26 protein-coding genes are annotated in these 26,293 nt (G+C 73.0%); 17 read left to right on the top strand and 9 right to left on the bottom strand.

Annotated features, from left to right (window positions below):
* The first annotated feature begins 62 nt into the window (after nt 1–62).
* Nucleotides 63–884: a J domain-containing protein gene (locus HEK131_RS00210; protein WP_217463552.1), complete on the top strand. Its 822-nt coding sequence runs from the start codon at nt 63–65 to the stop codon at nt 882–884.
* Nucleotides 885–943: 59 nt separating this feature from the next.
* Nucleotides 944–1,273, top strand: coding sequence for a rhodanese-like domain-containing protein (locus tag HEK131_RS00205; protein WP_217463617.1), 330 nt, complete (start codon nt 944–946; stop codon nt 1,271–1,273).
* Between the two features lie 69 nt (nt 1,274–1,342).
* On the opposite strand, the gene HEK131_RS00200 is transcribed toward HEK131_RS00205, so the two are convergent.
* Genes HEK131_RS00200 through paaA form a run of 5 tightly spaced genes read right to left on the bottom strand, consistent with a single transcriptional unit; the run spans nt 1,343 to nt 4,968 of the window.
* Nucleotides 1,343–2,407 (bottom strand): 2Fe-2S iron-sulfur cluster-binding protein, encoded by a 1,065-nt coding sequence (locus HEK131_RS00200; protein ID WP_244333197.1) that lies wholly within the window; start codon nt 2,405–2,407, stop codon nt 1,343–1,345.
* Nucleotides 2,407–2,955: a 1,2-phenylacetyl-CoA epoxidase subunit PaaD gene (gene paaD, locus HEK131_RS00195; protein WP_244333196.1), complete on the bottom strand. Its 549-nt coding sequence runs from the start codon at nt 2,953–2,955 to the stop codon at nt 2,407–2,409. Before paaD ends, HEK131_RS00200 begins: the two co-directional genes overlap by 1 nt.
* Entirely contained in the window at nt 2,949–3,668 is a 720-nt protein-coding gene (paaC, locus tag HEK131_RS00190; RefSeq protein ID WP_244333195.1) for a 1,2-phenylacetyl-CoA epoxidase subunit PaaC, read from the bottom strand. Before paaC ends, paaD begins: the two co-directional genes overlap by 7 nt.
* Nucleotides 3,665–3,952 carry a 1,2-phenylacetyl-CoA epoxidase subunit PaaB gene (paaB, locus tag HEK131_RS00185; RefSeq protein ID WP_217463556.1) on the bottom strand — a complete coding sequence of 96 codons (288 nt, stop codon included), beginning with the start codon at nt 3,950–3,952 and terminating at the stop codon, nt 3,665–3,667. Before paaB ends, paaC begins: the two co-directional genes overlap by 4 nt.
* Complete coding sequence (gene paaA, locus HEK131_RS00180) at nt 3,949–4,968, bottom strand: 1,2-phenylacetyl-CoA epoxidase subunit PaaA (protein WP_217463557.1); 1,020 nt, start codon at nt 4,966–4,968, stop codon at nt 3,949–3,951. Before paaA ends, paaB begins: the two co-directional genes overlap by 4 nt.
* Nucleotides 4,969–5,313: 345 nt before the next feature.
* On the opposite strand from paaA, the gene HEK131_RS00175 reads away from it, so the two are divergent.
* From HEK131_RS00175 to HEK131_RS00165, 3 genes are read left to right on the top strand one after another with little or no spacing between them, the layout of a single operon-like run.
* The gene (locus HEK131_RS00175; RefSeq protein WP_244333194.1) at nt 5,314–6,123 is read left to right on the top strand and encodes a DUF5819 family protein; all 810 of its coding nucleotides are present in this window, start codon (nt 5,314–5,316) and stop codon (nt 6,121–6,123) included.
* Nucleotides 6,120–7,334, top strand: a complete 1,215-nt coding sequence (locus HEK131_RS00170; protein WP_244333193.1) for an HTTM domain-containing protein — start codon at nt 6,120–6,122, stop codon at nt 7,332–7,334. Before HEK131_RS00175 ends, HEK131_RS00170 begins: the two co-directional genes overlap by 4 nt.
* The gene (locus tag HEK131_RS00165; protein ID WP_244333192.1) at nt 7,331–8,071 is read left to right on the top strand and encodes a TrmH family RNA methyltransferase; all 741 of its coding nucleotides are present in this window, start codon (nt 7,331–7,333) and stop codon (nt 8,069–8,071) included. Before HEK131_RS00170 ends, HEK131_RS00165 begins: the two co-directional genes overlap by 4 nt.
* A gap of 9 nt (nt 8,072–8,080) precedes the next feature.
* On the opposite strand, the gene paaN is transcribed toward HEK131_RS00165, so the two are convergent.
* On the bottom strand, nt 8,081–9,772 hold the full coding sequence (gene paaN, locus HEK131_RS00160) for a phenylacetic acid degradation protein PaaN (protein WP_217463561.1): 1,692 nt from the start codon (nt 9,770–9,772) through the stop codon (nt 8,081–8,083).
* 212 nt (nt 9,773–9,984) lie between these two features.
* Between paaN and HEK131_RS00155 the strand changes: the two genes are divergently transcribed.
* Together HEK131_RS00155 and HEK131_RS00150 are read left to right on the top strand one after the other, a co-directional pair.
* Nucleotides 9,985–11,499, top strand: a complete 1,515-nt coding sequence (locus HEK131_RS00155; protein WP_244333191.1) for a 3-hydroxyacyl-CoA dehydrogenase — start codon at nt 9,985–9,987, stop codon at nt 11,497–11,499.
* Complete coding sequence (locus HEK131_RS00150) at nt 11,496–12,083, top strand: TetR/AcrR family transcriptional regulator (protein WP_161149508.1); 588 nt, start codon at nt 11,496–11,498, stop codon at nt 12,081–12,083. The genes HEK131_RS00155 and HEK131_RS00150 overlap by 4 nt, the downstream gene beginning before the upstream one ends.
* A gap of 16 nt (nt 12,084–12,099) precedes the next feature.
* Here the strand turns inward: HEK131_RS00150 and HEK131_RS00145 are convergent, their stop codons facing one another.
* Nucleotides 12,100–12,600, bottom strand: a complete 501-nt coding sequence (locus tag HEK131_RS00145) for an Lrp/AsnC family transcriptional regulator (RefSeq protein WP_374201489.1) — start codon at nt 12,598–12,600, stop codon at nt 12,100–12,102.
* Nucleotides 12,601–12,775: 175 nt separating this feature from the next.
* Here HEK131_RS00145 and pdhA point away from each other — a divergent pair, with 175 nt between their 5' ends.
* The 7 genes from pdhA (at nt 12,776) to HEK131_RS00110 (ending at nt 20,775) form a co-directional block, all read left to right on the top strand.
* A complete protein-coding gene (gene pdhA / locus HEK131_RS00140; RefSeq protein WP_217463563.1) occupies nt 12,776–13,921 on the top strand; it encodes a pyruvate dehydrogenase (acetyl-transferring) E1 component subunit alpha in 1,146 nt (381 codons plus the stop codon).
* Complete coding sequence (locus tag HEK131_RS00135; RefSeq protein ID WP_217463564.1) at nt 13,918–14,922, top strand: alpha-ketoacid dehydrogenase subunit beta; 1,005 nt, start codon at nt 13,918–13,920, stop codon at nt 14,920–14,922. Before pdhA ends, HEK131_RS00135 begins: the two co-directional genes overlap by 4 nt.
* A complete protein-coding gene (locus tag HEK131_RS00130) occupies nt 14,922–16,262 on the top strand; it encodes a dihydrolipoamide acetyltransferase family protein (protein ID WP_244333190.1) in 1,341 nt (446 codons plus the stop codon). The genes HEK131_RS00135 and HEK131_RS00130 overlap by 1 nt, the downstream gene beginning before the upstream one ends.
* A 91-nt stretch (nt 16,263–16,353) precedes the next feature.
* A complete protein-coding gene (locus tag HEK131_RS00125) occupies nt 16,354–17,283 on the top strand; it encodes an NTP transferase domain-containing protein (RefSeq protein WP_432215602.1) in 930 nt (309 codons plus the stop codon).
* On the top strand, nt 17,280–18,653 hold the full coding sequence (locus HEK131_RS00120) for a molybdopterin molybdotransferase MoeA (RefSeq protein ID WP_244333189.1): 1,374 nt from the start codon (nt 17,280–17,282) through the stop codon (nt 18,651–18,653). The genes HEK131_RS00125 and HEK131_RS00120 overlap by 4 nt, the downstream gene beginning before the upstream one ends.
* Nucleotides 18,650–19,747: a potassium channel family protein gene (locus tag HEK131_RS00115; protein WP_217463568.1), complete on the top strand. Its 1,098-nt coding sequence runs from the start codon at nt 18,650–18,652 to the stop codon at nt 19,745–19,747. The genes HEK131_RS00120 and HEK131_RS00115 overlap by 4 nt, the downstream gene beginning before the upstream one ends.
* A 47-nt stretch (nt 19,748–19,794) precedes the next feature.
* Entirely contained in the window at nt 19,795–20,775 is a 981-nt protein-coding gene (locus HEK131_RS00110) for an NAD(P)H-quinone oxidoreductase (protein WP_244333188.1), read from the top strand.
* Nucleotides 20,776–20,784: 9 nt separating this feature from the next.
* Here the strand turns inward: HEK131_RS00110 and HEK131_RS00105 are convergent, their stop codons facing one another.
* Nucleotides 20,785–21,330 carry a hypothetical protein gene (locus tag HEK131_RS00105; protein ID WP_244333187.1) on the bottom strand — a complete coding sequence of 182 codons (546 nt, stop codon included), beginning with the start codon at nt 21,328–21,330 and terminating at the stop codon, nt 20,785–20,787.
* Between the two features lie 162 nt (nt 21,331–21,492).
* Here HEK131_RS00105 and HEK131_RS00100 point away from each other — a divergent pair, with 162 nt between their 5' ends.
* A complete protein-coding gene (locus tag HEK131_RS00100) occupies nt 21,493–22,032 on the top strand; it encodes a bacterial proteasome activator family protein (RefSeq protein ID WP_217463571.1) in 540 nt (179 codons plus the stop codon).
* Between the two features lie 166 nt (nt 22,033–22,198).
* Nucleotides 22,199–22,627, top strand: a complete 429-nt coding sequence (locus HEK131_RS00095; protein ID WP_244333186.1) for a hypothetical protein — start codon at nt 22,199–22,201, stop codon at nt 22,625–22,627.
* A gap of 25 nt (nt 22,628–22,652) precedes the next feature.
* Here the strand turns inward: HEK131_RS00095 and HEK131_RS00090 are convergent, their stop codons facing one another.
* Nucleotides 22,653–24,251 carry a protein kinase domain-containing protein gene (locus HEK131_RS00090; protein WP_244333185.1) on the bottom strand — a complete coding sequence of 533 codons (1,599 nt, stop codon included), beginning with the start codon at nt 24,249–24,251 and terminating at the stop codon, nt 22,653–22,655.
* 356 nt (nt 24,252–24,607) lie between these two features.
* Between HEK131_RS00090 and HEK131_RS00085 the strand changes: the two genes are divergently transcribed.
* On the top strand, nt 24,608–26,251 hold the full coding sequence (locus HEK131_RS00085) for a protein kinase domain-containing protein (protein WP_217463573.1): 1,644 nt from the start codon (nt 24,608–24,610) through the stop codon (nt 26,249–26,251).
* The last annotated feature ends 42 nt before the right edge of the window (nt 26,252–26,293 follow it).

The following is a 26,293-nucleotide window of genomic DNA, read 5'->3' as shown; positions in this document are numbered from 1 at the left end:
GGCCGGGCGGTCGTCCCGTTCGGCCGGGTTCGGCCCTTGTGGCCGTGGCCTAGGCTGGTCGGGTGACGACCCCGGAAGCTGAGCAGAGCGAGCAGTCCCAGGCACCGCGGCCCGAAGAACGGCTGGAAAAGGCCGTCCGCGCCGCCGAGCAGGCGCTGATCGACTTCGAGATCGCCGTGGAGACCTTCCGTGTCGAGGTCGAGAACTTCGCCCGGCTGCACGAACAGCGGCTCGGCCCCCTCTACGCCCGCATCGAGGAACTGGACGCCTCGATCGCCGAGGCGCGGGCCGCCCGCACCCAGGACCCCGAGGACATCCGCCGCGCCGCCGAGGCCCGCGCCAACCTCTCGCCGATCCCCGGCGTCGAGGAACTGCTGCACGGCTGGATGGACGGCCAGGGGCTGTTCCCGGAGGCCACCGCGATGCTCACCGACCAGCCGGTGCGGCCGCCGGAGCGCGTGCGTCCCAGCGAGGAGGCGCGCAAGCTCTACCGCGACCTCGCCCGCAAGGCCCACCCCGACCTCGCCCAGGAGAACGCCGAGCGCACCCGCCGCGAGGAGTTCATCACCCGCGTCAACGCCGCCTACGCCCGCGGCGACGAGACCCTGCTCAGGGAACTCGCCGCGGAGTGGGCCGCCGGTCCGGTGCCGCCCGAGCGGCAGCCCAGCCCCAGCGACGAGCTGTACGCCCGCCTGGAGTGGCTCGCCCAGCGCAAGGAACTGCTCACCCTGGTCGCCCGGGAACTGGAGAACGGTGCCATCGCCGGCATGCTCCGCCTCGCCCCGGACGACCCCGACAGCCTGCTCACGGAGATCGCCGAGCGGCTGCACGGCGACATCGCCCGCCGCGAGTCCGACCTCGCGGCGCTGCTGACGCAGGAGTGAGCCCCGGCGTCGGGTGAGGTGCTTCGGGTAGCGTCGGGGGCATGAGTTTCGGAGCTGGTGTGCCCACGATCGAGGTCACGGACCTCAAGGACGGCGATTTCCTGCTGGACGTCCGCGAGGACGACGAGTGGCAGGCCGGTCATGCCGAGGGAGCGCTGCACATCCCGATCAGCGAGTTCGTCGCCCGGTACGGCGAGCTGACCGAGGCCGCCCCGCAGGACGGCCGCGTCAACGTCATCTGCCGCTCCGGCGGCCGCTCTGCCCAGGTCACGATGTACCTCGTGCAGCAGGGCATCGACGCGGTGAACGTCGACGGCGGCATGAAGCACTGGGAGGCCGCGGGCCGTCCGGTGATCACGGACGCCGGCCAGGGTGGAGTCGTGATCTAGGCGGTTCTGTACGGAGCGGGGTGGGGACGGCCTGCGCCGGACGCCCACCCGCTTCCGCGGGCACCTCACCTACCGGTCGAAGTCCAGCTCCACCTTCTCCGTCAGAGGGTGGGACTGGCAGGCCAGGACGTAGCCCGCCTCTGTTTCCTCCGTTTCCAGGGCGAAGTTGCGGTCCATGCGGACCTCGCCGGAGACCAGGAAAGCACGGCAGGTGCCGCAGACGCCGCCCTTGCAGGCGTAGGGGGCGTCGGGGCGGTTGCGCAGGACCGTGTCCAGCAGGGATTCGCCCTCCTGCACCGGCCAACTGCCCCCGCGGCCGTCGAGGCGTGCGGTGACCGTGCTGTGCGCGGGCGCCGGTGTGGTGGTGGCCGGAGCGGTGCCACCGTCCACATGGAAGATCTCCTGGTGGATGCCGGACCGGTCCACGCCCAGGCCGCGCAGGGCCCGCTCGGCGTCCTCCACCAGACCGTACGGTCCGCACAGGAACCAGCCCCGCACCCGGTCCACCGGCAGCAGCGCGGGCAGCAGCCCCGTGAGCCGGTCCCGGTCGAGGCGCCCGGACGGCAGGCCCGCCTGCTGTTCCTCGCGGGAGAGCACGGTCACCAGTTGGAACCGCTGCGGGTAACGGTCCTTCAGGTCGGCGACTTCCTCCAGGAACATGGTGGAGGCGGCCGTGCGGTCGGCGCGGATCAGGCAGAAGCGGGCACCCGGCTCGCGGGCCAACAGCGTGGCCGCGATCGACAGCACCGGGGTGATGCCGCTGCCGCCCACCACGGCCGCGAAGAGGCCCGGCGCCGGGTCCAGGGTGAAGCGCCCGGCCGGGGTCATCACCTCGAGCTCGTCCCCTGTCGCCATCTCCTTGAACGCGTACGTCGAGAACGCGCCCCCGTCGACCAGTCGCACCCCCACCCGCAGCGTGCTCGGGCCGTCCCCGGCCGGGTCGGGGGCCGGGGAGCAGATCGAGTAGGTGCGGCGGATGTCCGTGCCGTCGGCGCGGCGGCGCAGGGTGAGGTGCTGGCCGGGCTTGTGCCGGTACTCCTCGCGCAGCTCGGGCGGCACGGTGAAGGTGACGGCGACCGAGTCGTCGGTGAGCCGGTCGATCCCGGCCACCCGGAGCCGGTGGAAGCGTGCCATCACAACTCCTTGAAGTGGTCGAAGGGTTCACGGCAGGACAGGCACCGGCGCAGCGCCTTGCAGGCGGTGGAGGAGAAGCGGCTCAGCAACTCGGTGTCGGCGGAGTCGCAGTGCGGGCAGCGGATGGCTTCGAGGGCCGGTCCGGTCGCCGTCGCCGCGTCGTGCCCGGTGCGGGTCGCGCCCAGGGTGAGGGGGACCGGGCCGCCGGGGTGCCGGGTGCGGGGCGGGGCTATGCCGGACCGCTGGAGCTTGCGGCGGCCCTCGGGGGTGATGTCGTCCGTGGACCAGGCGGGGGCGAGGACCGTGCGGACGGTGACCTCGTGCATGCCGTGGGCGCGCAGTATCCGCTCGATGTCCGCGCTCATCGTCTCGACAGCCGGGCAGCCGGTGTAGGTCGGGGTGAGGTCCACCTCGACCGAGTCGGGTCCGGTGAGGTGCACCGCACGCACCACGCCCAGCTCGTGCAGGGTGAGCACGGGGAGTTCGGGGTCAGGCACCGAGCCGGCCAGCTCCAGCAGTTCCGTCTCCAGTGCGGTGGCGGTCACCATGACGCCCCCGGGTGGCTGCGGTGCAGGTGCTGCATCTCGGCGATCATCCGCCCGAACGACTCGGTGTGCAGCCCCTGCCGGCCCGCGCCCGCCGCCCAGGCGCCCGTGCGGGGCCCCTCGGGCACGGTCAGGGTGGCACGGCCGAGCACCTCCGTCACGGACCGGAGCCAACTCGCCTCCAGGGCGGCCCAGTCGACGTCCAGACCGGGGACGGGCTGGAACATCTCGCCGGTGAAGCGCCACAGCGCGTCGCAGGCGCGGCTCATCCGGTCGTGGCTGAGGTCGGTGCCGTCGCCCAGGCGCACGGTCCACTGCTCGGCGTGGTCGCGGTGGTAGGCGACCTCCTTGACCGCCTTCGCGGCCAGCGGCTGGAACGGGCCTTCCCGTGAGGCGAGTTCGGAGTACAGGAGGTGCTGGTAGGTGGAGAAGTAGAGCTGCCGGGCGATGGTGTGGGCGAAATCGCCGTTCGGCTGCTCGGTCAACTGCAGGTTGCGGAAGGCGCGTTCCTCGCGGAGGTAGGCGAGTTCGTCCTCGTCTCCGGTCATGGACAGCAGGACGCGGGCCTGGCCGAGCAGGTCGAGCGCGATGTTGGCGAGGGCGACCTCCTCCTCCAGGACGGGGGCGTGCCCGGCCCACTCCCCGAGGCGGTGGGAGAGCACCAGGGCGTCGTCGCCGAGGGCGAGCGCGGCGGTGGTGGGGACGGTGGCGGTCACAGGTGCTTCACCCCTTCCGGGATCTCGTAGAAGGTCGGGTGCCGGTAGGGCTTGTCGGCGGCCGGCTCGAAGAACGGGTCCTTCTCGTCGGGCGAGGAGGCGGTGACGGCGGTGGCCGGGACGACCCAGATGGAGACGCCCTCGCCGCGCCGGGTGTAGAGGTCGCGGGCGTTGCGCAGGGCCATTTCCGCGTCGGGGGCGTGCAGGCTGCCGGCGTGGGTGTGGGAGAGGCCGCGGCGGGAGCGGACGAAGACCTCCCACAGGGGCCAGTCGGTGTCGGTCATGCGCGCGTCGCTCCTGTCCGGCCGGTGCTCCCGGCGTGCTTGGCCGCGTGGGCGGCGGCTGCTTCCCTGACCCAGGCGCCCTCGTCGTGTGCGCGGCGGCGCTGGGTGATGCGCTGTTCGTTGCAGGGGCCGTTGCCCTTGAGGACCTCGTAGAACTCGGTCCAGTCGATGGCGCCGAAGTCGTGGTGTCCGCGTTCCTCGTTCCACACGAGGTCGGGGTCGGGGAGGGTGAGGCCGAGGGACTCGGCCTGGGGGACGGCGATGTCGACGAAGCGCTGGCGCAGCTCGTCGTTGGAGTGGCGCTTGATCTTCCACTCCATGGACTGGGCCGAGTGCTGGGAGGAGTCGTCGGGCGGGCCGAACATCATCAGCGAGGGCCACCACCAGCGGTCGACCGCGTCCTGCGCCATGGCGTGCTGCTCGGGGGTGCCCTTGCTGAGGGCGAGGAGCAGCTCGTACCCCTGGCGCTGGTGGAAGGACTCCTCCTTGCAGATGCGGACCATCGCGCGGGCGTAGGGGCCGTAGGAGCAGCGGCACAGCGGGACCTGGTTGGTGATGGCGGCGCCGTCCACCAGCCAGCCGATGGCGCCCACGTCGGCCCAGGTCAGGGTCGGGTAGTTGAAGATCGAGGAGTACTTCTGGCGGCCGCTGTGCAGCTTGTCCAGCAGTTCCTCACGGCTGGTGCCGAGGGTTTCGGCGGCGCTGTAGAGGTAGAGGCCGTGGCCCGCCTCGTCCTGGACCTTGGCCATCAGGATGGCCTTGCGGCGCAGGCTGGGGGCGCGGGTGATCCAGTTCGCCTCCGGCTGCATGCCGATGATCTCGGAGTGGGCGTGCTGGGCGATCTGGCGGACGAGGGTGGCGCGGTAGGCGTCCGGCATCCAGTCGCGTGGCTCGATGCGCTCTTCGGCGGCCACGGCCGTGTCGAAGGCGTGCTGGTGCGCCGCCGTGTCCGTGGTGGCGCCGGGTGCGCCGCCCGCGGGTGTGCGGTCCGTGCGAGGCGCGGCTGCTGTGGCCATGCGGTCCCCCTGACCTAGGACTCTGCCGGAAACACGCCCCGACCGATCGTTCGGTTCGTGCGTGTCAATGGTGTGCCGGGGCGTCGTCGGGTGTCAACCGCTGTGGACGACGCCTCGGGGAGCCTGTGGACAACCTCCGGTGGCCTGGATGCGGTCCCTGCCGGTGCCGGGGCGCTGTGCGGCGGCCGGGGCCGGGCGGTGCGGGCCGGGCCCTGGGCTGTGCGGGGCGGGTGGGGCTGAGTACCGTTCCGTGCGGGTGCCAAGCGGAAGCAAAGGCGTCCGAGGACCAGGGGGCGCCCGCGAAGGGCGCGTCGACGGCGGAGCGGAAGCGGGGGACGGGGCGGGATGGACGCGTACGACGAGGACTCGAAGGCGCCGGAAGGGCCGGACGGGTCGGACGGGGCGCGTCGTGCGGGGGCCCTCGACGGCCCTGGCGCACCGCCGGGGGACAGAGGGGACGCCGCGGCCGGTGATCCCGCGGAACTTCCCGTACCGGAAGCGGCCCCGGCCGTCGGACTGGCCGCCCTGTCGCCCCGCTACCGGCTCGTGGCCGGGGGCGGGCTCGCGGTCGTGGCGGCCGTCGCCGCGGTGCACCTCGGCATGGTGTTCCTGAGCCTCGCTCCCGCGAACACCGTGACCAAGCGGCACGGCGAGGCGGTGCAGGCGTGGGTGTACCCGGAGTTCGAGCAGAACTGGAAGCTGTTCGCGCCGAACCCGTTGCAGCAGAACGTCGCCGTGCAGGTGCGTGCGCAGGTCCGCGCCGAGGACGGTGACCTGCGCACCACCGGCTGGACCGACCTGTCCGCGCAGGACGGTGCCGCCATCGACGGCAACCTGCTCCCCAGCCACACCCAGCAGAACGAACTGCGCCGCGCCTGGGACTTCCTCGGCACCACGCACGGCACGGACAACCGGCCCGTCGGTGTGCGCGGGGCGCTCTCCGAGCAGTACGTGCGCCGGATCGTGCTGCTGCGCCTGCGGCGGGACGAGGAGATCGGCCGCGCCGGGACCGTCGAGCGCGTGCAGGTGCGCTCCCGCACCGTCAATGTGCCGCCGCCCGAGTGGAGCCGGGAGAAGGTGTCCACCGACCCCGTCTTCCGTGTGCTGCCCTGGTGGACGGTGACCGGTGACGAGACCGAGGCGGGTGCCCGATGAACCGGCTCTCCCAGACCTTCGCGCGCGGCGTCGAGCGCGTCACCGGCTCGGCCCTGGGCCCGCACCAGAGCGCCGTGATCCGCATCGGGTTCGCCGGGACCTGGCTGCTGTTCCTGCTGCGGGAGTTCCCGCACCGCCAGGAGCTGTACGGGCCGGCCGGCCCCTGGAGCTGGAACCTGGCCCGCCAACTGATCGCCGACAACGACGCCTTCACCGTGCTGATGTGGTCCGACGGGCGGCTCTGGTTCGAGGTCTGCTACCTCCTGGCCGTACTGGCCAGTGCCGCGCTGCTGGTCGGCTGGCGCACCCGTACCGCGTCCGTGCTGTTCATGGTCGGGGTGCTGTCGCTGCAGAACCGCAGCGTGTTCATGGGGGACGGCGGCGACAACGTGCTGCATCTGATGTCCCTCTACCTGGTGTTCACCCGCTGCGGCCAGGTGTGGTCGCTGGACGCGCGGCGGGCCGGGCGCGTGGAGGCGGCACGCGCGCGTGGGGAACGTGTTCCCGCCGACCGGGTGGGTCCGGTGCTGTGGGCGGTGTCCGGCGCGGTGCTGGTCACGGCCGCGCTGAGCGGCCGCTTCACCGGCGGCTGGCTGGTGCCCGCGCTGCTGTGGACGGCCTGGGCCGGGCTCGGCCTGTGGTGGGCTGCGGGCCGCTGGGCGCGTTCGGCGCAGCCCCGGATGCTGCTCGACGTACTGGCGAACGTGGTGCACAACGCCGGCCTCGTCGTGATCATGGCGGAGGCGTGCCTGATCTACGCCACGGCCGGCTGGTACAAGATCCAGGGCTCGCGCTGGCAGGACGGCACCGCCGTCTACTACCCGCTCCACCTGGACTACTTCTCCCCCTGGCCCGCGCTCGCCGACCTGATGTCCGCCAGCGGCGTCCTCATGATGATCGTGACCTACGGGACGGTCATGGTGCAGGTCGCCTTCCCCTTCACCCTGTTCAACCGCCGGGTGAAGAACGTCCTGCTGGTGCTGATGATGACCGAGCACGCGGTGATCGCCGTCGTCCTCGGGCTGCCCTTCTTCTCCCTGGCGATGATCGCGGCGGACGCGGTCTTCCTGCCCACCGCCTTCCTGCTCCTGCTCGGCGGCTGGGCGGCACGCGCGCGTGGACGGCTGATACGCCGCGGTGGGGCGGGCCGGGTACCGCCGCCCCGCACCCCGGAGGAGTCCACCGCGGGCCACGTAGGGTTCACGGCATGACCGACCCCCTGAACCGCTGGCGCGAGCGCGCCGGGGACGCCGTGCTCCTGGACGGTTTCCACGCCCTCAAGCACGCGCTGCGTTTCGGGGCCGAGGTGCCCGTGGCGGTCACCACCGACCGGGAGGCCACCCTCGCCCTCGCCGGTGAACTCGCCGGCGACGTCAAGGACACCCTGGAAGCGCTGCTGACGGAGGTGCCCCAGGCGGTCTACGCCTCCCTCGTGCCCCGTCCGCACCCGACCGGCGTCGCCGCCCTGGCCGTACGGCCGTCGCGCGAGGCCAACCTGAAGGCGCTGGCCCGGATGCCCCGCACCGCGCCGGTGGTGGTGCTGGACGAGCCGCGCAACCTCGGCAACGCGGGCGCGGTGATCCGGCTGGCCGCCGGTTTCGGCGCGACCGGGGTAGTCACCACCGGCACCCTCGACCCCTGGCACCCCACCGTGGTGCGCGGCGGGGCGGGGCTGCACTTCGCCACCGCGGTGGAGCGGCTCGGGGTCGAGGAGCTGCCCGCCGGACCGCTGTTCGCCCTCGACCCCGAGGGCGAGGACATCCGGCGGACCGAGCTGCCCGACGACGCCGTGCTGGCGTTCGGCTCGGAGCGCAGCGGGCTCTCGGCCCCCGTGCGTGCCCGCGCCGACCGGCTGCTGGCACTGCCCATGCGGCCGCAGGTCTCCAGCTACAACCTGGCCACCAGCGTGGCCATGACGCTCTACCACTGGAGCCTGCGCGCCGCCTGAGTTACGGCCTCACGCCTCCCGGCGGACCTCCACCACGCGGAAGCGGTTGGACACGTACGCGCCGTCGGTGAGGGCCGCGTTCGCCGCGGGGTTGCCGCCGGAGCCGTGGAAGTCGGAGAAGGCGGCGGTCTGGTTGACGTACACCCCGCCGGTGAGGTTGAGGGAGAGCTGGGCGGGCTCCTCCAGGCAGACCTCCTCGACGGCCCGCGCGACCTCCGGGTCGCTGGTGTGGGCGCCGACCGTCATTGCGCCCTGCTCGCGGATCGTGCGGCGCAGCAGGTCCATCGCGTCGGCGACCGAGTCGACGGCCACGACGAAGGAGACCGGGCCGAAGCACTCGCCGAGGTAGGCGGCCTCGTCGTCCGGCTTGGTGGCGTCCAGCTTCACGATGACGGGGGTGCGCACGACCGCGTCCGGGAAGTCCGGGTTGGTGATCTCGCGGGAGGCCAGGGCGACTTCACCGAGGTCGGCGGCGGCCTCCAGCCGGGCCTTGACGTCCGGGTTGACGATGGCGCCCAGCAGGGCGTTCGCGCGGGCGTCGTCCCCGAGGAGGCCGTCGACGGCGCGGGCGAGGTCGGTGGCCACCTCGTCGAAGGTCTTGTGGCCCTCGTTCGTGCCGATGCCCTCGCGCGGGATCAGCAGGTTCTGCGGGGTGGTGCACATCTGGCCGCTGTACAGGGACAGCGAGAAGGCCAGGTTGGACAGCATGCCCTGGTAGTCGTCGGTGGACTCCACGATCACCGTGTTGACGCCGGCCTTCTCGGTGTAGACCTGCGCCTGGCGGGCGTTGGCCTCCAGCCAGTCGCCGAAGGCGGTGGAACCGGTGTAGTCGATGATCCGGATCTCGGGGCGGGTGGCGAGGGTCTTGGCGATGCCCTCTCCGGGACGCTCGGCGGCGAGCGCGACCAGGTCGGGGGCGAAGCCGGCCTCGGCCAGCACCTCGCGGGCCACCTGGACGGTGAGCGCCAGCGGCAGCACCGCGCGCGGGTGCGGCTTGACCAGGACCGCGTTGCCGGTCGCCAGGGAGGCGAACAGGCCCGGATAGCCGTTCCAGGTCGGGAAGGTGTTGCAGCCGATCATCAGGGCGATGCCGCGCGGGACCGGCGTGAAGTTCTTGGTCAGCGTCAGCGGGTCGCGCTTGCCCTGCGGCTTGCTCCACTCCGCCGTCTGCGGGGTGCGGGTCTGCTCCGCGTACGCGTACGCCACCGCCTCCAGGCCGCGGTCCTGGGCGTGCGGGCCGCCCGCCTGGAACGCCATCATGAACGCCTGGCCGCTGGTGTGCATGACCGCGTGCGCGAACTCGTGCGTCCGGTCGCTGATCCGCTTGAGGATCTCCAGACAGACCGCCGCGCGGGCCTCCGCGCCCGCGTCGCGCCAGGCGGCCTGCCCGGCGCGCATCGCGGGAAGCAGCACGTCGAGGTCCGCGTGCGGGTAGCTCACGTCCAGCTCGATGCCGTACGGCGAGACCTCGCCGCCCACCCAGTCGTCCGTGCCGGGCTGGTCCAGGTCGAGGCGGGTGCCGAGGAGGGCGTCGAAGGCGGCCTTGCCCGCGCCCGCGTCCAGGCTGCCGTGCTCGCCGTACGCCTTGGGGTGCTCGGGGTGCGGGGACCAGTACGCGCGGGTGCGGATCGCTTCCAGGGCCTGATCGAGCGTGGGCCGGTGCTTCGCGATCAGCTCGTGTGCGGTCGGTCGGGCGGTCATCCTGGACCAACTCCTCGTCTGCGTGAACTCGTCGTCGAGCTCGTGACCTGGGCGTAGGGAGAGACGGCAGGGTGGCGGCGGGCGCGATCTGCGGAGCCTTCCGCCGGACGGTGGTGGGCTGCGGGCGGTCGGAGCTAGAGTAACCGAACGATCGGTCGGGACAAGGGGGTCCGCCGCATCTGTGGACAACGTCGTGCGGGAGGATCGCGCACATGACAGCTATCGACCTCAGCAGCCCCGTGGCCGTGGTCGGCACCGGAACCATGGGCCAGGGCATCGCCCAGGTCGCGCTGGCAGCCGGCCACCCCGTGCGGCTCCATGACGCGGTGCCCGGACGGGCGCGGGAGGCCGCCGAGGCCATCGGTGCCCGCCTCGACCGGCTCGTGGCCAAGGGCCGGCTCGGCGCGGACGAACGCGACGCGGCGCGTGCCCGGCTCACGCCCGTCGAGCACCTCACCGGCCTGGCCGACTGCGCGCTGGTCGTGGAGGCCGTGCTGGAGCGGCTGGACGTCAAGCAGGAGCTGTTCCGCGAGCTGGAGGGCATCGTCTCCGCCGACTGCCTGCTCGCCACCAACACCTCCTCCCTGTCGGTGACGGCCATCGGCGGCGCGCTCGCCTCCCCCGGCCGCTTCCTGGGCCTGCACTTCTTCAACCCGGCCCCGCTGCTGCCCCTGGTGGAGGTCGTCTCCGGGTTCGCCACCGACGTCACGTCGGTCACGCGCGCGTACGAGACCGCCCGCGCCTGGGGGAAGACCCCGGTGGCCTGCGCGGACACCCCCGGCTTCATCGTCAACCGGATCGCCCGGCCCTTCTACGCCGAGGCGTTCGCCGTGCTGGAGGCCCAGGGCGCCGACCCGGCCACCATCGACGCGGTGCTGCGCGAGTGCGGCGGGTTCCGCATGGGCGCCTTCGAGCTGACCGACCTCATCGGGCAGGACGTCAACGAGTCCGTCACCCACTCGGTGTGGAACTCCTTCTTCCAGGACGTGCGCTTCACGCCCTCGCTCGCCCAGCGCCGCCTGGTGGAGTCCGGGCGGCTCGGCCGCAAGAGCGGACAGGGCTGGTTCGACCACACGGAGGGGGCCGAGCGCCCCGAGCCGCACACCGCCGAGAAGGAGAAGGCGCCCGCGCACGTCACCGTCGAGGGCGGCCTCGGCCCGGCCGCCGGACTGCTCCCGCTGATCCGCGAGGCGGGCATCACCGTCCACGAGGAGGAAGAGGACCAGGGCACCCGGCTGGTCCTGCCGAGCGGCGGGCAACTGGTCCTCGCCGACGGCCAGACCGCCGTGGAGTTCCGGGACGTCGTCTACTTCGACCTCGCCCTCGACTACCGCGCCGCCACCCGGATCGCGCTCTCGGCCTCCCAGGAGACCTCCTCGCGCACCCTCGCCGAGGCCATCGGCCTCTTCCAGGCGCTCGGCAAGGACGTCAGCGTCATCGGTGACGTGCCCGGCATGATCGTCGCCCGGACGGTGGCCCGGATCGTCGACCTCGCGCACGACGCCGTCGCCAAGGGCGTGGCCACCGAGGAGGACATCGACACCGCGATGCGCCTGGGCGTCAACTACCCCCTCGGGCCCTTCGAGTGGAGCCGCAGGCTCGGCCGGGGCTGGGCCTACGGAGTACTGGACGACCTGCACCTGCGCGACCCCTCCGGCCGGTACGCGCCGTCCCTCGCGCTCTACCGCCACGCGTACGCCACCGACAAGCGGGAGGGCACCTCATGACCACCGCCAAGCGCGACACGTACACCCCCGAGACCCTGCTCTCGGTCGCCGTGGGGGTGTTCAACGAGCGCGGCTACGACGGCACCTCCATGGAGCACCTCTCCAGAGCCGCGGGCATCTCCAAGTCCTCGATCTACCACCACGTCAGCGGCAAGGAGGAGCTGCTGCGCCGGGCCGTCAGCCGGGCGCTGGACGGGCTGTTCGCCATCCTCGACGAGGAGCACGCGCGCGTGGGCCGGCCGGTGGACCGGCTGGAGCACGTCGTACGGCGCATGGTCGAGGTGCTCATATCCGAGCTGCCCTATGTGACGCTGCTGCTGCGCGTCCGGGGCAACACCGAGGCGGAGCGGTGGGCGCTCGAGCGGCGCCGGGACTTCGACCACCGGGTGGCCGAGCTGCTGCGGGCGGCCGCCGAGGACGGGGACGTGCGCGGGGACGTGGAGGTCCGGCTGGCGACCCGGCTGGTCTTCGGGATGATCAACTCCATCGTGGAGTGGTACCGGCCCGAGACGCGCGGTGCCAGCGGCCGCGAGGTGGCCGACGCGGTGGTGCGGCTGGTCTTCGCGGGACTGCGCGAGGAGTAGGCGCCTCGCACGGGGTTCACGCGTCCGGCTCCAGGTCCTCCTCCTCGAACACCAGCAGCGTGCGGGTGCCGAGCACCTCGGGGATCGACTGGAGCCGGGTGAGCACCAGCTCGCGCAGCGCCCGGTTGTCCGGTGTGTGCACCAGCAGGAGTACGTCGAAGTCGCCGCCGACCAGTGCCATGTGCGAGGCGCCGGGCAGGCGGCGCAGGTGTTCGCGGACCGTGCGCCAGGTGTTCTGGACGATGTTCAGCGTGATGTACGCCGAGGTGCCGTGTCCGGCCCGTTCGTGGTCGACGCGGGCGCCGAAGCCCCGGATCACCCCGTCCTCGACCAGCCGGTTGATCCGCGCGTAGGCGTTGGCGCGGGAGACGTGCACGCGCTCGGCTACCGAGCGTATGGAGGCGCGGCCGTCCGCCTGGAGGATTTTCAGGATGTCCTGATCTATGGCGTCCAGCGGGCGGGGCGGGGGCAGTGCGCCACCCGGCTCCGGTGCCTGGGCCATTTGTTCAGGTGTCATGTCCCCCCGCTTCATCGCCGTGGACGTCCTGCACTCATTCCAGGCTGTGCAAAACCGTTTGTCCACAGCCTGAGGGGGCCAGTAGCCAAAATGCGCCGACGACCGAACAATCGGTAGGTGAGACGGGTCACAGCCGACCCGCCTCTCGTAGCCGCTCCCACGAGGAGGTGCCGTCATGACGGTCATGGAGCAGCGGGGCGCGTATCGGCCATCGCCGCCGCCCGCCTGGCAGCCCCGCATGGACCCCGCGCCGCTGCTGCCCGACGCCGAGCCCTATCGCGTCCTCGGCACCGACACGGCCGCCAAGGCCGACCCGGACCTGCTGCGCAGGCTCTACGCGCAGCTCGTCCGCGGCCGCCGCTACAACACGCAGGCCACCGCGCTCACCAAGCAGGGCCGGCTTGCCGTGTACCCCTCCAGCACCGGCCAGGAGGCGTGCGAGGTCGCCGCCGCCCTGGCCCTGGAGGAGCGCGACTGGCTGTTCCCCAGCTACCGCGACACCCTCGCCGTCGTCGCCCGCGGCGTCGACCCGGTCGAGACGCTCACCCTGCTGCGCGGCGACTGGCACAACGGCTACGACCCGCACACCCACCGCGTGGCCCCGCTCAGCACCCCGCTGGCCACCCAGTTGCCGCATGCCGTGGGTCTCGCCCACGCCGCCCGTCTCAAGGGTGACGACGTGGTCGCGCTGGCCATGGTCGGCGACGGCGGCACCAGCGAGGGCGACTTCCACGAGGCGCTGAACTTCGCCGCCGTCTGGCAGGCCCCGGTCGTCTTCCTCGTGCAGAACAACGGCTTCGCCATCTCCGTCCCGCTCGCCAAGCAGACCGCCGCGCCCTCCCTCGCCCACAAGGCGGTCGGGTACGGCATGCCGGGCCGCCTGGTCGACGGCAACGACGCGGCAGCCGTGCACGAGGTCCTCAGCGACGCGGTACGGCACGCCCGCGCCGGCGGCGGTCCGACCCTGGTCGAGGCGGTGACCTACCGAGTCGAGGCCCACACCAACGCCGACGACGCCACCCGCTACCGCGAGGACGACGAGGTCGAGACCTGGCGGCGGCACGACCCCGTCCAGCTCCTGGAGCGCGAGCTGACCGCGCGCGGGCTGCTCGACGAGGCCGCCATCGACGCCGTCCGCCAGGACGCCGAGGCGATGGCCGCCGACCTGCGCGAACGCATGAACCAGGACCCCCGGCTCGACCCCATGGACCTCTTCGACCACGTGTACGCCGAGCCCACCTCGCAGTTGCGCGAACAGCGCGCGCTGCTCCGTACCGAGCTGGCCGCCGAGCAGGACGAGCAGGAAGGCGACCCGCGATGACCACCGTCGCCGTCAAGCCCGCCACCATGGCGCAGGCCCTCACCCGCGCCATGCGCGACGCGATGGCCGCCGACCCCGCCGTCCATGTCATGGGCGAGGATGTCGGCACCCTCGGCGGTGTCTTCCGTGTCACCGACGGGCTCGCCGCCGAGTTCGGCGAGGACCGCTGCACGGACACCCCGCTGGCCGAGGCGGGCATCCTCGGCGCCGCAGTCGGCATGGCCATGTACGGCCTGCGGCCCGTGGTGGAGATGCAGTTCGACGCCTTCGCCTACCCGGCGTTCGAGCAGCTCGTCAGCCATGTCTCCCGGATGCGCAACCGCACCCGGGGCCGGATGCCCCTGCCGATCACCGTGCGCGTCCCCTACGGCGGCGGCATCGGCGGCGTCGAGCACCACAGCGACTCCTCCGAGGCGTACTACATGGCCACCCCCGGCCTGCACGTCGTCACCCCGGCCACCGTCGCCGACGCCTACGGGCTGCTGCGGCAGGCCATCGCCTCGGACGACCCCGTGGTCTTCCTGGAGCCCAAGCGGCTCTACTGGTCCAAGGACGCCTGGAACGCCGACCACCCCACCGACGTGGAGCCCATCGGGCGCGCGGTGGTCCGGCGCCCCGGCAGCAGCGCCACCCTCATCACCTACGGGCCGTCCCTGCCGGTGTGCATGGAGGCGGCCGAGGCGGCCCGCGCGGAGGGCTGGGACCTGGAGGTCGTCGACCTGCGCTCGCTGGTGCCCTTCGACGACGAGACGGTCTGCGCCTCGGTACGGCGCACCGGACGCGCGGTCGTCGTGCACGAGTCCACCGGCTTCGGCGGGCCGGGCGGCGAGATCGCGGCCCGCATCACCGAGCGCTGCTTCCACCACCTGGAGGCGCCCGTGCTGCGCGTGGCCGGGTTCGACCTGCCCTACCCGCCGCCGATGCTGGAGCGGCACCACCTGCCCGGTGTCGACCGGGTGCTGGACGCGGTGGCCCGTCTGCAGTGGGAGGCGGAGAACTGATGGCGCAGGTACTCGAGTTCAAGCTGCCCGACCTCGGCGAGGGGCTCACCGAGGCGGAGATCGTGCGCTGGCTGGTGGTCGTGGGTGACGTGGTCGCCGTCGACCAGCCGGTGGTCGAGGTCGAGACGGCCAAGGCGATGGTGGAGGTCCCCTGCCCCTACGGCGGCGTGGTCACCGCCCGTTTCGGCGAGGAGGGGACCGAACTGCCCGTCGGGGCACCGCTGATCACCGTCGCGGTCGGCTCCCAGGACCCCGTCGGCCCGGCCGGCGACTCCGACCGGGCCGCCCGCACCGACCGCACCGACCACACCGAGGGTTCCGGGAACGTCCTGGTCGGATACGGCACCCAGGCGCCCGCGCGGCGCCGTCGCCGGGTGCGTGCGCAGATCACCGTGGCCAACGGCGCCGCACCGGCCGCACCCGCACCCGCACCCGCACCGAACGCACCCGCACCGCAGACCCCCGCCCCGCAGGGCCCGGTGCCCGTCATCTCGCCCCTGGTCCGCAAGCTCGCCCGGGACAACGGCGTGGACCTGCACGCCCTGCGCGGCTCCGGCCCGGACGGCCTGATCCTGCGCGCGGACGTGGAAGCGGCCCTGCGCGTCGAGGTACCGGCGACCGTGGAAGCCCTCACCCCGGCCGCGCCGTCCGAAGGCACCCGCATCCCCCTCAAGGGCGTGCGCGGGGCCGTCGCCGAGAAGCTGAGCCGCAGCCGCCGGGAGATCCCGGACGCGACCTGCTGGGTGGATGCCGACGCGACCGAACTCCTGCGCGCGCGCACCGCGATGAACGCCACCGGCGCCCCGAAGATCTCCCTGGTCGCGCTGCTCGCCCGCATCTGCGCCGCCGCCCTCGCCCGGTTCCCCGAGCTGAACTCCTACGTCGACACCGAAGCCCGCGAGGTCGTGCGACTGCCCGGTGTGCACCTGGGGTTCGCCGCGCAGACCGAACGCGGACTGGTCGTGCCGGTAGTCCGGGACGCCCACACGCGGGACGCCGAGTCGCTGACCGCCGAGTTCGCCCGGCTCACCGAGGCCGCCCGCGCCGGACGGCTGACGCCGGGTGAACTCACCGGCGGCACCTTCACGCTGAACAACTACGGCGTCTTCGGCGTCGACGGCTCCACCCCCATCATCAACCACCCCGAGGCGGCCATGCTCGGCGTCGGCCGCATAGTCCCCAAGCCCTGGGTGCACGAGGGCGAGCTGGCGGTGCGCCAGGTCGTGCAGCTCTCGCTCACCTTCGACCACCGGGTCTGCGACGGCGCCACGGCGGGCGGCTTCCTCCGGTACGTGGCGGACTGCGTGGAACAGCCGGCCGTACTGCTGCGCACGGTGTGAGCCGTCGTCCGGGCCGCTCCCGCTTCCCGCGCGGCGGTCCGGGAGACGGGTGGCGTGCGCCCCCGAAGCGCCCACCAGCCATACTCGAAGGGTGACCGACAACGCCCCGGCCGGCCCTCCTCCGGCCGCATCCCCCGAGTCCAGCGGGCCCGCGCCGGTGGCCGGCGCACCGTACGACGCCGTCGTGCTGGCCGGGGGCGGTGCGCGCAGGCTCGGCGGGGCCGACAAGCCCGGTGTCCAGGTCGGCGGCCGGGCGCTGCTCGACCGGGTGCTGGACGCCTGCGCCGACGCCGCCACGACCGTCGTCGTGGCCGATCCCCGCTCCACCACCAGGCCGGTGCGCTGGGCGCGGGAGGAGCCGCCCGGCGCGGGACCCGTCGCCGCGCTCGACGCGGGGCTGAGGCTCACCACCGCCGAGCACGCGGTGGTCCTCTCCGCCGATCTTCCCTTCCTCGGCGCCGACACCCTGCACCGGCTGCTGGCCGCGCTGCGGGACACCGGCGCCGACGGAGCGATGCTCACCGACGACGACGGCCGCGACCAGCCGCTCGTGGCCGCCTACCGCACGGCGGCCCTGCGCGGAGCCCTCGCGGACCTCGCCGCCGAGCACGACGGGCTGACCGGGCTGCCGCTGCGCCGTCTGACCGGCGCCCTGCGCCTGACCCGGCTCACCGACCCGCTCGCCTCCTTCGACTGCGACACCTGGGACGACATCGCCCACGCCAGGGCACGGATCAGGGAGCATGGGCACGTGCTGAACGAATGGATCACCGCAGTCAAGAACGAGCTGGGCATCGACCTCGAGGTCGACACCCGCGTCCTCCTCGACGTCGCACGCGACGTCGCCCACGGCGTGGCCCGCCCCGCCGCACCGCTCACCACCTTCCTCGTCGGCTACGCCGCCGCGCAGGGCAAGGGCGACGCCGAGTCCATCGCCGAGGCGGCGGGCAAGGTCGCCGCCCTGGCCATCCGCTGGGAGGCCGAGCACAGCGGAGGCGGGTCCGCCCCGGACGCCGGATGACCGCCTCCGGAACCCACGCCGGACCGCACGCGGGCAACGGCGACGACCTCGACGTCGAAGAAGCCCTGGCGCTCGTCCGTGAGCCCAGGGCCGACCGGACCGAGCGGGCGGGCCACGCGGCCGCCCGCCCGGCCGGGCACCCCGAACACCCGCGCGCGCACGGCCACGAGGGCGCCACCCCCTGGCCCCGGGCCCGCGAGATCGCCGCCCGGGCCGCCCTTACGGCCAAGCGGCGCCCCGATGTCACCGTCGCCCTCGGCGACGCCCTCGGACTGGTCCTCGCCGCACCCCTGGACGCGCTCAGCGACCTGCCCTCCTTCGACACCTCCGCGATGGACGGCTGGGCCGTCGCCGGACCCGGCCCCTGGCGGATCCGGGACGGCGGGGTGCTCGCCGGGCACGCGCCGCCCGAGCCGCTCACGGACGGCGAGGCGGTCCGTATCGCCACCGGCGCCCGTGTGCCCACCGGGGTCACCGCCGTCCTGCGCAGCGAGCACGGCCGCACCGGCCCTCAGGACCGGCTGCATCCCACCGGCGAGATGAGTCACGGTCAGGACATCCGGCCGCGCGGTCAGGAATGCCGTCGCGGCGACCGGTTGCTGCCCGCCGGCACTCTGATCACCCCGGCCGTGCTGGGCCTCGCCGCCGCGGCCGGGTACGACACCGTCACCGCCGTCCCGCGCCCGCGCGCCGAGGTCCTCGTCCTCGGCGACGAGCTGCTCACCGAGGGGCTGCCGCACGACGGGCTGATCCGGGACGCGCTCGGCCCCATGCTGGCGCCGTGGCTGCGCGCGCTGGGCGCCGAGGTCATCGCCGTCCGCCGGCTCGGCGACGACGCCAAGGCCCTGCGCAGGGCGATCACCACCTCCCGCGCCGACCTGATCGTCACCACCGGGGGCACCGCCGCCGGACCCGTCGACCATGTCCACCCCACCCTGGACCGCATCGGCGCCGAACTCCTCGTCGACGGCGTCGCGGTGCGCCCCGGCCACCCCATGCTGCTGGCCCGCACCAAGGCGGAACAGCACCTCGTCGGGCTGCCCGGCAACCCGCTGGCGGCCGTCTCCGGACTGATGACGCTCGCCGAGCCGCTGCTGCGGGCGCTGGCCGCCCACCCGGCGCCCGAGCCGTACCGCACGCCGCTCAGGGAAGGGGTGCAGGGGCATCCGCACGACACCCGGCTCGTGCCGGTCGTGCTGCGCGGCGAGCGCGCCGTACCGCTGCACTACAGCGGCCCCGCCATGCTGCGCGGGATCGCCGCCGCCGACGCGCTGGCCGTCGTCCCGCCGGGCGGGGCGCCGCAGGGCGCCGGAATGGAACTGCTGGACCTGCCGTGGGCCACGGCCGGAATCGGGGTGTGTTTCACGTGAAACTTCCGGGCCATGACGCCATAGCCCGCCAGGCCGACGAACACCTGGTGCCCTCGCGGGTGAAGCTGCCGAGGAAGGCGGTGGAACGCCCCATACGCCAGGTCGCCAGACGCCTGGTCATGGCGCTCCTGGTGCTGGTCGCCACGGCGTTCGTCGTCTACGCCGACCGCGACGGCTACCGCGACAACTCCGACGGCCCCGTCGATCTGCTCGACGCGTTCTACTACGCGACGGTCACCCTCTCCACCACCGGATACGGCGACATCACCCCGGTCAGCGACGGTGCCCGGCTCATCAACATCCTCGTCATCACCCCGCTGCGCGTGCTCTTCCTGATCATCCTGGTCGGCACCACGCTGGAGGTGCTCACCGAACGCACCCGTGAGGAATGGCGTCTCAACCGCTGGAGGTCCACCTTGCGCGACCACACCGTGGTCATCGGCTTCGGCACGAAGGGGCGGTCGGCGATCCAGACCGTCTGCGCGACCGGGCTGAAGAAGGAACAGGTCGTCGTGGTCGACCCCAGTTCCAAGGCGATCGAGGCGGCCACCGCCGAGGGCTACGCGGGCGTCACCGGCGACGCCACCCGCAGCGACGTGCTCCGGCGCGCCGAGGTGCACAAGGCGCGGCAGATCATCATCGCCCCGCAGCGCGACGACACCTCCGTGCTGGTCACCCTGACGGCCCGGCAGCTCAACCGGGGCGCGAAGATCGTGGCCGCCGTCCGCGAGGAGGAGAACGCCCCGCTGCTCAAGCAGTCCGGCGCCGACGCGGTCATCACCAGCTCCGGAGCGGCGGGCCGGCTGCTCGGCCTGTCCGTGCTCAGCCCCGCGGCCGGCATGGTGATGGAGGACCTGATCCAGCAGGGCAGCGGTCTGGACATCGTGGACCGCCCGGTGGTCCGCGCCGAGGTGGGCCGCAGCCCGCGTGACGCGAAGGACCTCGTGGTCAGCGTCGTACGCGGCCACCGCGTCCTCGGGTACGACGATCCGGCCGTCGGGGAGTTGCAGCTCACCGACCGGCTGATCACCATCGTCCGGGCCTCGCCCACGGCGCATGTGACGCCGCACGCGCGTCCATTGCCGGGCGACTGAGCGAGGCCACCGGGCCCGCGGGCCGGCCGGGGAGTAGCGTCGCGGGCATGCATGCGATCACGATTCCCGAACCCGGTGGCCCCGAGACGCTGACCTGGACCGAGGTGCCCGATCCGGTGCCCGGCGAGGGCGAGGTGCTGGTCGAGGTGGTGGCCACCGCCGTCAACCGCGCCGACATCATGCAGCGCCAGGGCTTCTACGACCCGCCGCCCGGCGCCTCCGCGTACCCCGGTCTGGAGTGCTCCGGCCGGATCACCGAGCTGGGCCCCGGTGTCTCCGGCTGGTCCGTCGGGGACGAGGTGTGCGCGCTGCTCTCGGGCGGCGGCTACGCGCAGAAGGTCGTCGTCCCGGCCGGGCAGTTGCTGCCGGTGCCCGAGGGCGTCGACCTGAAGCAGGCGGCCGCGCTGCCCGAGGTGGCCTGCACGTTCTGGTCCAACGTCTTCATGCTGGCCCACCTCAGGCCCGGCGAGACGCTGCTCGTGCACGGCGGTTCCAGCGGCATCGGCACCATGGCGATCCAGTTGGGCAAGGCCGTCGGGGCGCGGGTCGCGGTGACCGCCGGGAGCAAGGAGAAGCTGGACTTCTGCGCCGAGCTGGGCGCGGACATCCTGATCAACTACCGCGACCAGGACTTCGTCACCGAGATCGAGCGGGCCACGGACGGCGCGGGCGCCGACGTCATCCTCGACAACATGGGCGCCAAGTACCTGGACCGGAACGTGGAGGCGCTGGCCGTCAACGGCCGCCTGATGATCATCGGGATGCAGGGCGGCACCAAGGGCGAGCTGAACATCGGGATGCTGCTGGGCAAGCGCGGCGCGGTCAGCGCGACCTCGCTGCGGGCCCGCCCGCTGAGCGAGAAGGCGACGATCGTGGCGGCCGTGCGCGAGCACGTGTGGCCGCTGATCGCGTCGGGCGTCGTACGTCCCGTGGTCGACCGTGAGCTGCCGATGACGGACGCGGCCGAGGCGCACCGGGTGCTGGAGGGCAGCGGCCACATCGGCAAGGTCCTGCTGATCGCCCCGTAACCGGAGAGGTCAGGTGCGGCGCAGCCGCAGGCCGGCCAGGGCCATGGCGAGCCCCAGGCCGAGCAGGACCAGCCCGCTGCCCAGGGGGAGGAACCGCGGCGCGGGTGCGGCGGTGTCCTCCCCCTGCCGGACGGCGGCGGGCTGCGAGGCCGGGGCGGTGGCCGTGGCGGCGGTCGGCGTGGGCGCGGCGGGGCTGTCGGCGGTCTCCGGCTCCTCCGGGTAGGCGGCCGCAGGGGTGGCGGGCGTGCCGCTGCCCGCCGGGTCCTGGGCCTGGTCCTCCGGGTCGGGCCGCTCGGGGCGTCCCGGCCGCATCCGTCCCTCCCCGGCCCGGCTCCCGGCCCGCGCGGGCTTGGAGACGGTCGGCGACGGAGAAGAGGTCTCGGCGGCGTTCCGGGCGCGCACGGCGGGGGTGGAGGAGCGGCCCGAGGGCGTCGGCGAACCCGGCGGGGCGTTCTCCGCGCCGTACGCGGTGGCCGTGCCGCACACGGGTGCGGCCGTCGCCAGGACGAGCAGCACCCGCACCAGGCGGAGCGTGAGTCGCAGCCATGGAGTCACGTCGGTGACCTCCGGAGGAATACCGAGGGAAAGACGGAATCCAGCCTCACATTTCATGGCGGGACGGGCATTTCCGGTTGGGCCGTCGGGGTCGGATGAGCGGATCACCGGCGGGCGGGGGTGTGTCGGTGATGGGGTGGAGGGGTGCGAGAGAATGACGGCATGGAGATGCCGAGGAACGAACGGTCGCCCGAGAACCCCCAGATCCTCGTCGTGGGACAGGACGGGATGGCGCTCGGTGGCGGCACGGACGAGGGCTCCCGCGAGACTCCGGTGACGGAGCAGGTCGAGCAGCCGGCGAAGGTCATGCGGATCGGCAGCATGATCAAGCAGTTGCTGGAGGAGGTGCGCGCCGCTCCTCTGGACGAGGCCAGCCGGGTGCGGCTGAAGGAGATCCACGCCAGCTCGGTCAAGGAGCTGGAGGACGGCCTGGCGCCGGAGCTGGTGGAGGAGCTGGAGCGGCTGTCGCTGCCCTTCACGGACGAGGTGACGCCCAGCGACGCGGAGCTGCGGATCGCGCAGGCCCAGTTGGTCGGCTGGCTGGAGGGTCTGTTCCACGGCATCCAGACCACGCTGTTCGCCCAGCAGATGGCCGCGCGGGCCCAGTTGGAGCAGATGCGCCGCGCGCTGCCGCCCGGGATGGTCCCCGAGGACGGCGAGGAGCAGCAGGCCGCCGGCCGCTCGGGCGGCCCGTACCTGTAGCCCTCACGGGCGCGGCCCAGGTCAGGGAGAGAGCGGGGCCCGGCGGACGACCGCCGGGCCCTTACGCATGCCCGGTGATCCGCGTCACAACACGAACGCCGACGGTTGGTCAAAAACGGTGATCTGTCTAGCCTTTGGGCTTTCCGGCTCCAGGAAAGGACTCCCTGTGCAGATGCGACGTTCCGCGCTCGTCGTCGCCGGCGCTCTGGCCTGTCTGGCCGTCCCGGCGATGGCCACCCCGGCGGCCGCCGACTCGATGGTCACCGGCAACTGCGGTGTCACCGGTGCCTACGGCGCCTACACCGGCTTCTTCACCAGCAAGACCCGCGTCGACCCGCTGCGCCTGCGCGCGCTCGACAACGCGGCCGACGGCCACCACGCGGCCGTCCGCCTGTCCACCATCCGCAACAACGGCGACTTCCAGGCGTGGCCCTGGCACCACAACTACGGCGGGAACGGTGCCGACCAGGTCTGGGACACCAGCGCGTCCGACACCAACGGCATCGCGGCGGTCCGTATCGACGTCGGCCTCTTCGAGGGCAACGACCTGCTGAAGATCTGCACCTCCAGCATCAAGACCAACCCCTACACCTGAGGGCGGCCGGGTTCCCGGCCTCCGGTCACTGCGGCGGCTCGCCCGTGGAGACGCTGAGCGAGACCTCGCCCATGCTCTTGGGGTCGACGTCGGTGCCGGGGGCGGGGAACTGGTCGAGGACCGTGCCGTCGCCCCAGGTGTTGTTGTCTTCCTTCTTCACCGTGTACCGCCAGCTCGCGGCCTGGAAGCACGCCTTCACCGAGTCGATGTTCTTGTACCGGAAGTCGGGCAGCCGGACCTTGTCCTCGTCGTCGTAGGACTCCTGCGGCTCGGTGCACTCGGTCTCCTCGATCGTGCGCGAGGTGTCCGGACCCCGGTAGCCGGAGGCGTGCGAGGACGTGGAGGCGCTGGGGGTGGAACCACCCGTGGTGGGGTCGTCCTTCTTGTTCATGTTCAGCGCGATCAGCAGGCCCGCGATCAGCACGGCGGCCACCGCGACCGACCCGATCAGGACGGGCTTGCCGTTCCGCCCGCCGCCGGAGGAGGGCACCGCCGTCGACGGCTGGGCGCCGTACACGGGCGCCGTCGGCTGCCCGTACGCCGGCGGCGTCGGGTAGCCGCCCTGCTGCGGGTAGCCGTACGACGGGGGCGGGGTGCCGTAGGGGTTCGGCGTCGGCTGGTACGGCTGCTGCACCGGGCCGGGGTGCTGCGGGGCCGTCCGGTCCACCGGCGGGAACACCGCCGAGCCCACGCCCGCGCCGCTCTGCGCCGGACCCGCTCCCGGCACGATGCTCGGCGCGGCCTGCTGGAGGGAGGCGGCCACCCGCAGGCACTCCTCGCGCATGGCCTCGGCGGTGGGGAAGCGTTCGTTCGGGTTCTTCTTCAGCGCGCGGGCCACCAGGGCGTCCACCGCCGGGGGCAGCGCGCGGTTGATGGAGGAGGGAGCGACCGGCTCCTCCTGCACATGCGCGTAGGCGATGGCCAGCGGCGAGTCCGCGTCGAAGGGCAGGCGGCCGGTGACGAGCTGGAACAGCATGATGCCGACCGAGTACAGGTCGGAGCGGGCGTCCACACCGCGGCCGAGGGCCTGTTCGGGGGAGAGGTACTGCGGGGTTCCGACGACCATGCCGGTCTGCGTCATCGAGGTGACGCCGGACTGCATGGCCCGCGCGATGCCGAAGTCCATCACCTTGACCACGCCGCGCTTGGTGGTCATCACGTTGCCCGGCTTGATGTCCCGGTGGACCAGCCCCTTCTCGTGGCTGATCTCCAGCGCGGCCAGCACATCGGCGGTGATCTTCAGGGCCTTGTCGGCGGGCATCGCGCCGAACTGCCGTATGTCGTCGGCGAGCACGGAGCCTAGCGGGCGGCCCTCCACGTACTCCATGACGATGTAGGGCATGCCGTCCGCTTCGTCCTCGCCGGTGTCGAAGACGGAGACGATGTTGGTGTGCGTGAGCTTGGCCACGGCCTGGGCCTCGCGGCGGAACCGCTCGCGGAACGCCTGCTCCCGGCCGAGGTCGGTGTGCAGCGTCTTGACGGCCACCTGACGGTCCAGCACCGAGTCGTAGGCCAGGTGCACGGAGGCCATGCCGCCCTCGCCGAGCAGGTCGTGCAGTTGGTAGCGGCCTCCGGCCAGTGCACGTCCCGGGTAGCGGCCGCCCTGTGCGCCGTCCTGGCTCATCGTTCCGTGTCCCCCACTGGCCCGTCGGAGCCGTCATCGACCGGACATGTGCCGCAGCGCACACGCCTTGATCGAATGTGTCATTCCCGGCCAAGTCTGCCCGAGGGCACGGACACGTCAAGCCCGGTGCCCGTTCCGTGACCGTACGCGAAAGAAGCGTCGCGGAAGCGTTACAGCAGGCGTACGAGCAGTGCACGGAATTTGCACGGGGGGCTGTGCTGCGGGTTTCATGGCCGGTCCGTGCTGGGCTCATCCCGGTGCCGGATCGGGACCGGCGGCCACCGGCGAGGCTGTAGCGTGGCCGACGGAGACCGTAAGACACCGCGCATCGCGGGCAGAAACGACGGCGAGGACCGATGGCACAGACGCACGGCGGCCAGGGCCCGTCCGACCCCGAGGTGGCCGGTGGTGGCATGGCGGAGTCGCCGGAGAACTGGGGCAACGGCGGGCTCGTCGGCGACGGCCGCTACCGGCTGACGCACCGGCTCGGCCGGGGCGGCATGGCCGAGGTGTTCGCGGCCGAGGACGTCCGTCTGGGCCGTACGGTCGCGGTCAAGCTGCTCCGCGCCGACCTCGCCGAGGACCCCACCTCCAAGGCCCGCTTCACGCGCGAGGCCCAGTCGGTGGCCGGACTCAACCACCACTCGATCGTCGCCGTGTACGACTCCGGCGAGGACCAGGCGAACGGCCAGGCCGTCCCGTACATCGTGATGGAGCTGGTCGAGGGCCGCACCATCCGCGAGCTGCTGGTCGACGCGGACGCGCCGGGCCCCGAGCAGGCCCTGCTCATCGTCTCCGGGGTGCTGGACGCGCTCGCCTACTCGCACCAGCACGGCATCGTGCACCGCGACATCAAGCCCGCCAACGTCATCATCACCGACAACGGCGCGGTGAAGGTGATGGACTTCGGCATCGCCCGCGCCCTGCACGGCGCCTCCACGACGATGACGCAGACCGGCATGGTCATGGGCACCCCGCAGTACCTCTCCCCGGAGCAGGCGCTCGGCAAGGCCGTCGACCACCGCTCCGACCTGTACGCGACCGGCTGCCTGCTCTACGAACTCCTCGCCCTGCGGCCCCCGTTCACCGGTGAGACCCCGCTGTCGGTGGTCTACCAGCACGTCCAGGACATGCCCGTCCCGCCCTCGCAGGTCACCGGCGGCTGCCCGCCCGAGCTGGACGGCCTGGTCATGCGCTCGCTGGCCAAGGAGCCGGACGACCGCTTCCAGACGGCCGAGGAGATGCGCGGCCTGATCCAGTACGGCCTGCAGATGCTGTACGACCAGGGCGCCCACTCCGGCACCTGGAACACCGGCCCGGTGGACGCCTCCGCGGGCTCGCCGACGCCGCCCGGCGGCTTCGCGGGCACCACCGTGATGCCGCAGTCCGGCGGGTACAACGGCGGTACCACGCAGATCCCGCAGCCGATCCTGCCCGGCGGGTACGGCGGCGGCGACAACGGCGGCTTCGAGGGCCACGGCAACCAGGGCAGCGGCAGAGGCAAGCTGTGGGTGCTGGCCGCGCTCGCGGTGGTGGCGGTCGTCGCCGGTGTCGCGCTCGCGCTCAACAACACGGGCGGCGGTGACGACCCGAGCACCAAGCCCTCGCCGAGCCACTCCCAGCCGGCCAAGGACGACAAGGCGTCCGAGACGCCGTCCGACGACACCACGGACGAGCCCACGGACAACCCGGCCACCCAGGGCGGCTCGGGCTGGAGCAACGGTTCGAGCTGGACCCCGTCGTACACCCCGTCCGACCCGGGTACGGCCGAGCCGACGGACGAGCCGACCGACCAGCAGACCACCCCGCAGCAGCCGAGCAAGCCGCAGAGCTCGCCGCCCGCGACGGGCAACGCCGCAGGCGGCGGCGGTACGGATGCGGGCACCACGGCCGGCACGGGCAACGCGGGCGGCACCGACCAGGGCACCACGGCCGGTGCAGGCGGCGCGGACGCCGGTGCGGCGGCCGGCGCGGACGCGGGCGGCGCGAACGGCACTTGAAGGCCGACGCCGCCGCCCTCCGCCCCCGGCCCGGACGGGCCG

The sequence above is a fragment of the Streptomyces seoulensis genome (assembly GCF_022846655.1).
Taxonomy (GTDB): Bacteria; Actinomycetota; Actinomycetes; order Streptomycetales; family Streptomycetaceae; genus Streptomyces.
Note: the sequence above shows the minus strand (reverse complement) of the source record. Positions and strands in the feature narration are given on the sequence as shown.

What these genes read in the sequence shown, in the direction of transcription:
- HEK131_RS00175 (WP_244333194.1), top strand. Translation starts at nt 5,314, where the DNA reads ATGGACGCGTACGACGAGGACTCGAAGGCGCCGGAAGGGCCGGACGGG.
- HEK131_RS00155 (WP_244333191.1), top strand. Translation starts at nt 9,985, where the DNA reads ATGACAGCTATCGACCTCAGCAGCCCCGTGGCCGTGGTCGGCACCGGA.
- HEK131_RS00110 (WP_244333188.1), top strand. Translation starts at nt 19,795, where the DNA reads ATGCATGCGATCACGATTCCCGAACCCGGTGGCCCCGAGACGCTGACC.
- HEK131_RS00145 (WP_374201489.1), bottom strand. Translation starts at nt 12,600, where the DNA reads ATGACACCTGAACAAATGGCCCAGGCACCGGAGCCGGGTGGCGCACTG.
- HEK131_RS00200 (WP_244333197.1), bottom strand. Translation starts at nt 2,407, where the DNA reads ATGGCACGCTTCCACCGGCTCCGGGTGGCCGGGATCGACCGGCTCACC.
- HEK131_RS00085 (WP_217463573.1), top strand. Translation starts at nt 24,608, where the DNA reads ATGGCACAGACGCACGGCGGCCAGGGCCCGTCCGACCCCGAGGTGGCC.
- paaD (WP_244333196.1), bottom strand. Translation starts at nt 2,955, where the DNA reads ATGGTGACCGCCACCGCACTGGAGACGGAACTGCTGGAGCTGGCCGGC.
- HEK131_RS00150 (WP_161149508.1), top strand. Translation starts at nt 11,496, where the DNA reads ATGACCACCGCCAAGCGCGACACGTACACCCCCGAGACCCTGCTCTCG.
- paaN (WP_217463561.1), bottom strand. Translation starts at nt 9,772, where the DNA reads ATGACCGCCCGACCGACCGCACACGAGCTGATCGCGAAGCACCGGCCC.
- paaB (WP_217463556.1), bottom strand. Translation starts at nt 3,952, where the DNA reads ATGACCGACACCGACTGGCCCCTGTGGGAGGTCTTCGTCCGCTCCCGC.
- HEK131_RS00130 (WP_244333190.1), top strand. Translation starts at nt 14,922, where the DNA reads ATGGCGCAGGTACTCGAGTTCAAGCTGCCCGACCTCGGCGAGGGGCTC.
- HEK131_RS00170 (WP_244333193.1), top strand. Translation starts at nt 6,120, where the DNA reads ATGAACCGGCTCTCCCAGACCTTCGCGCGCGGCGTCGAGCGCGTCACC.
- HEK131_RS00090 (WP_244333185.1), bottom strand. Translation starts at nt 24,251, where the DNA reads ATGAGCCAGGACGGCGCACAGGGCGGCCGCTACCCGGGACGTGCACTG.
- HEK131_RS00100 (WP_217463571.1), top strand. Translation starts at nt 21,493, where the DNA reads ATGGAGATGCCGAGGAACGAACGGTCGCCCGAGAACCCCCAGATCCTC.
- HEK131_RS00120 (WP_244333189.1), top strand. Translation starts at nt 17,280, where the DNA reads ATGACCGCCTCCGGAACCCACGCCGGACCGCACGCGGGCAACGGCGAC.
- HEK131_RS00135 (WP_217463564.1), top strand. Translation starts at nt 13,918, where the DNA reads ATGACCACCGTCGCCGTCAAGCCCGCCACCATGGCGCAGGCCCTCACC.
- HEK131_RS00165 (WP_244333192.1), top strand. Translation starts at nt 7,331, where the DNA reads ATGACCGACCCCCTGAACCGCTGGCGCGAGCGCGCCGGGGACGCCGTG.
- paaA (WP_217463557.1), bottom strand. Translation starts at nt 4,968, where the DNA reads ATGGCCACAGCAGCCGCGCCTCGCACGGACCGCACACCCGCGGGCGGC.
- pdhA (WP_217463563.1), top strand. Translation starts at nt 12,776, where the DNA reads ATGACGGTCATGGAGCAGCGGGGCGCGTATCGGCCATCGCCGCCGCCC.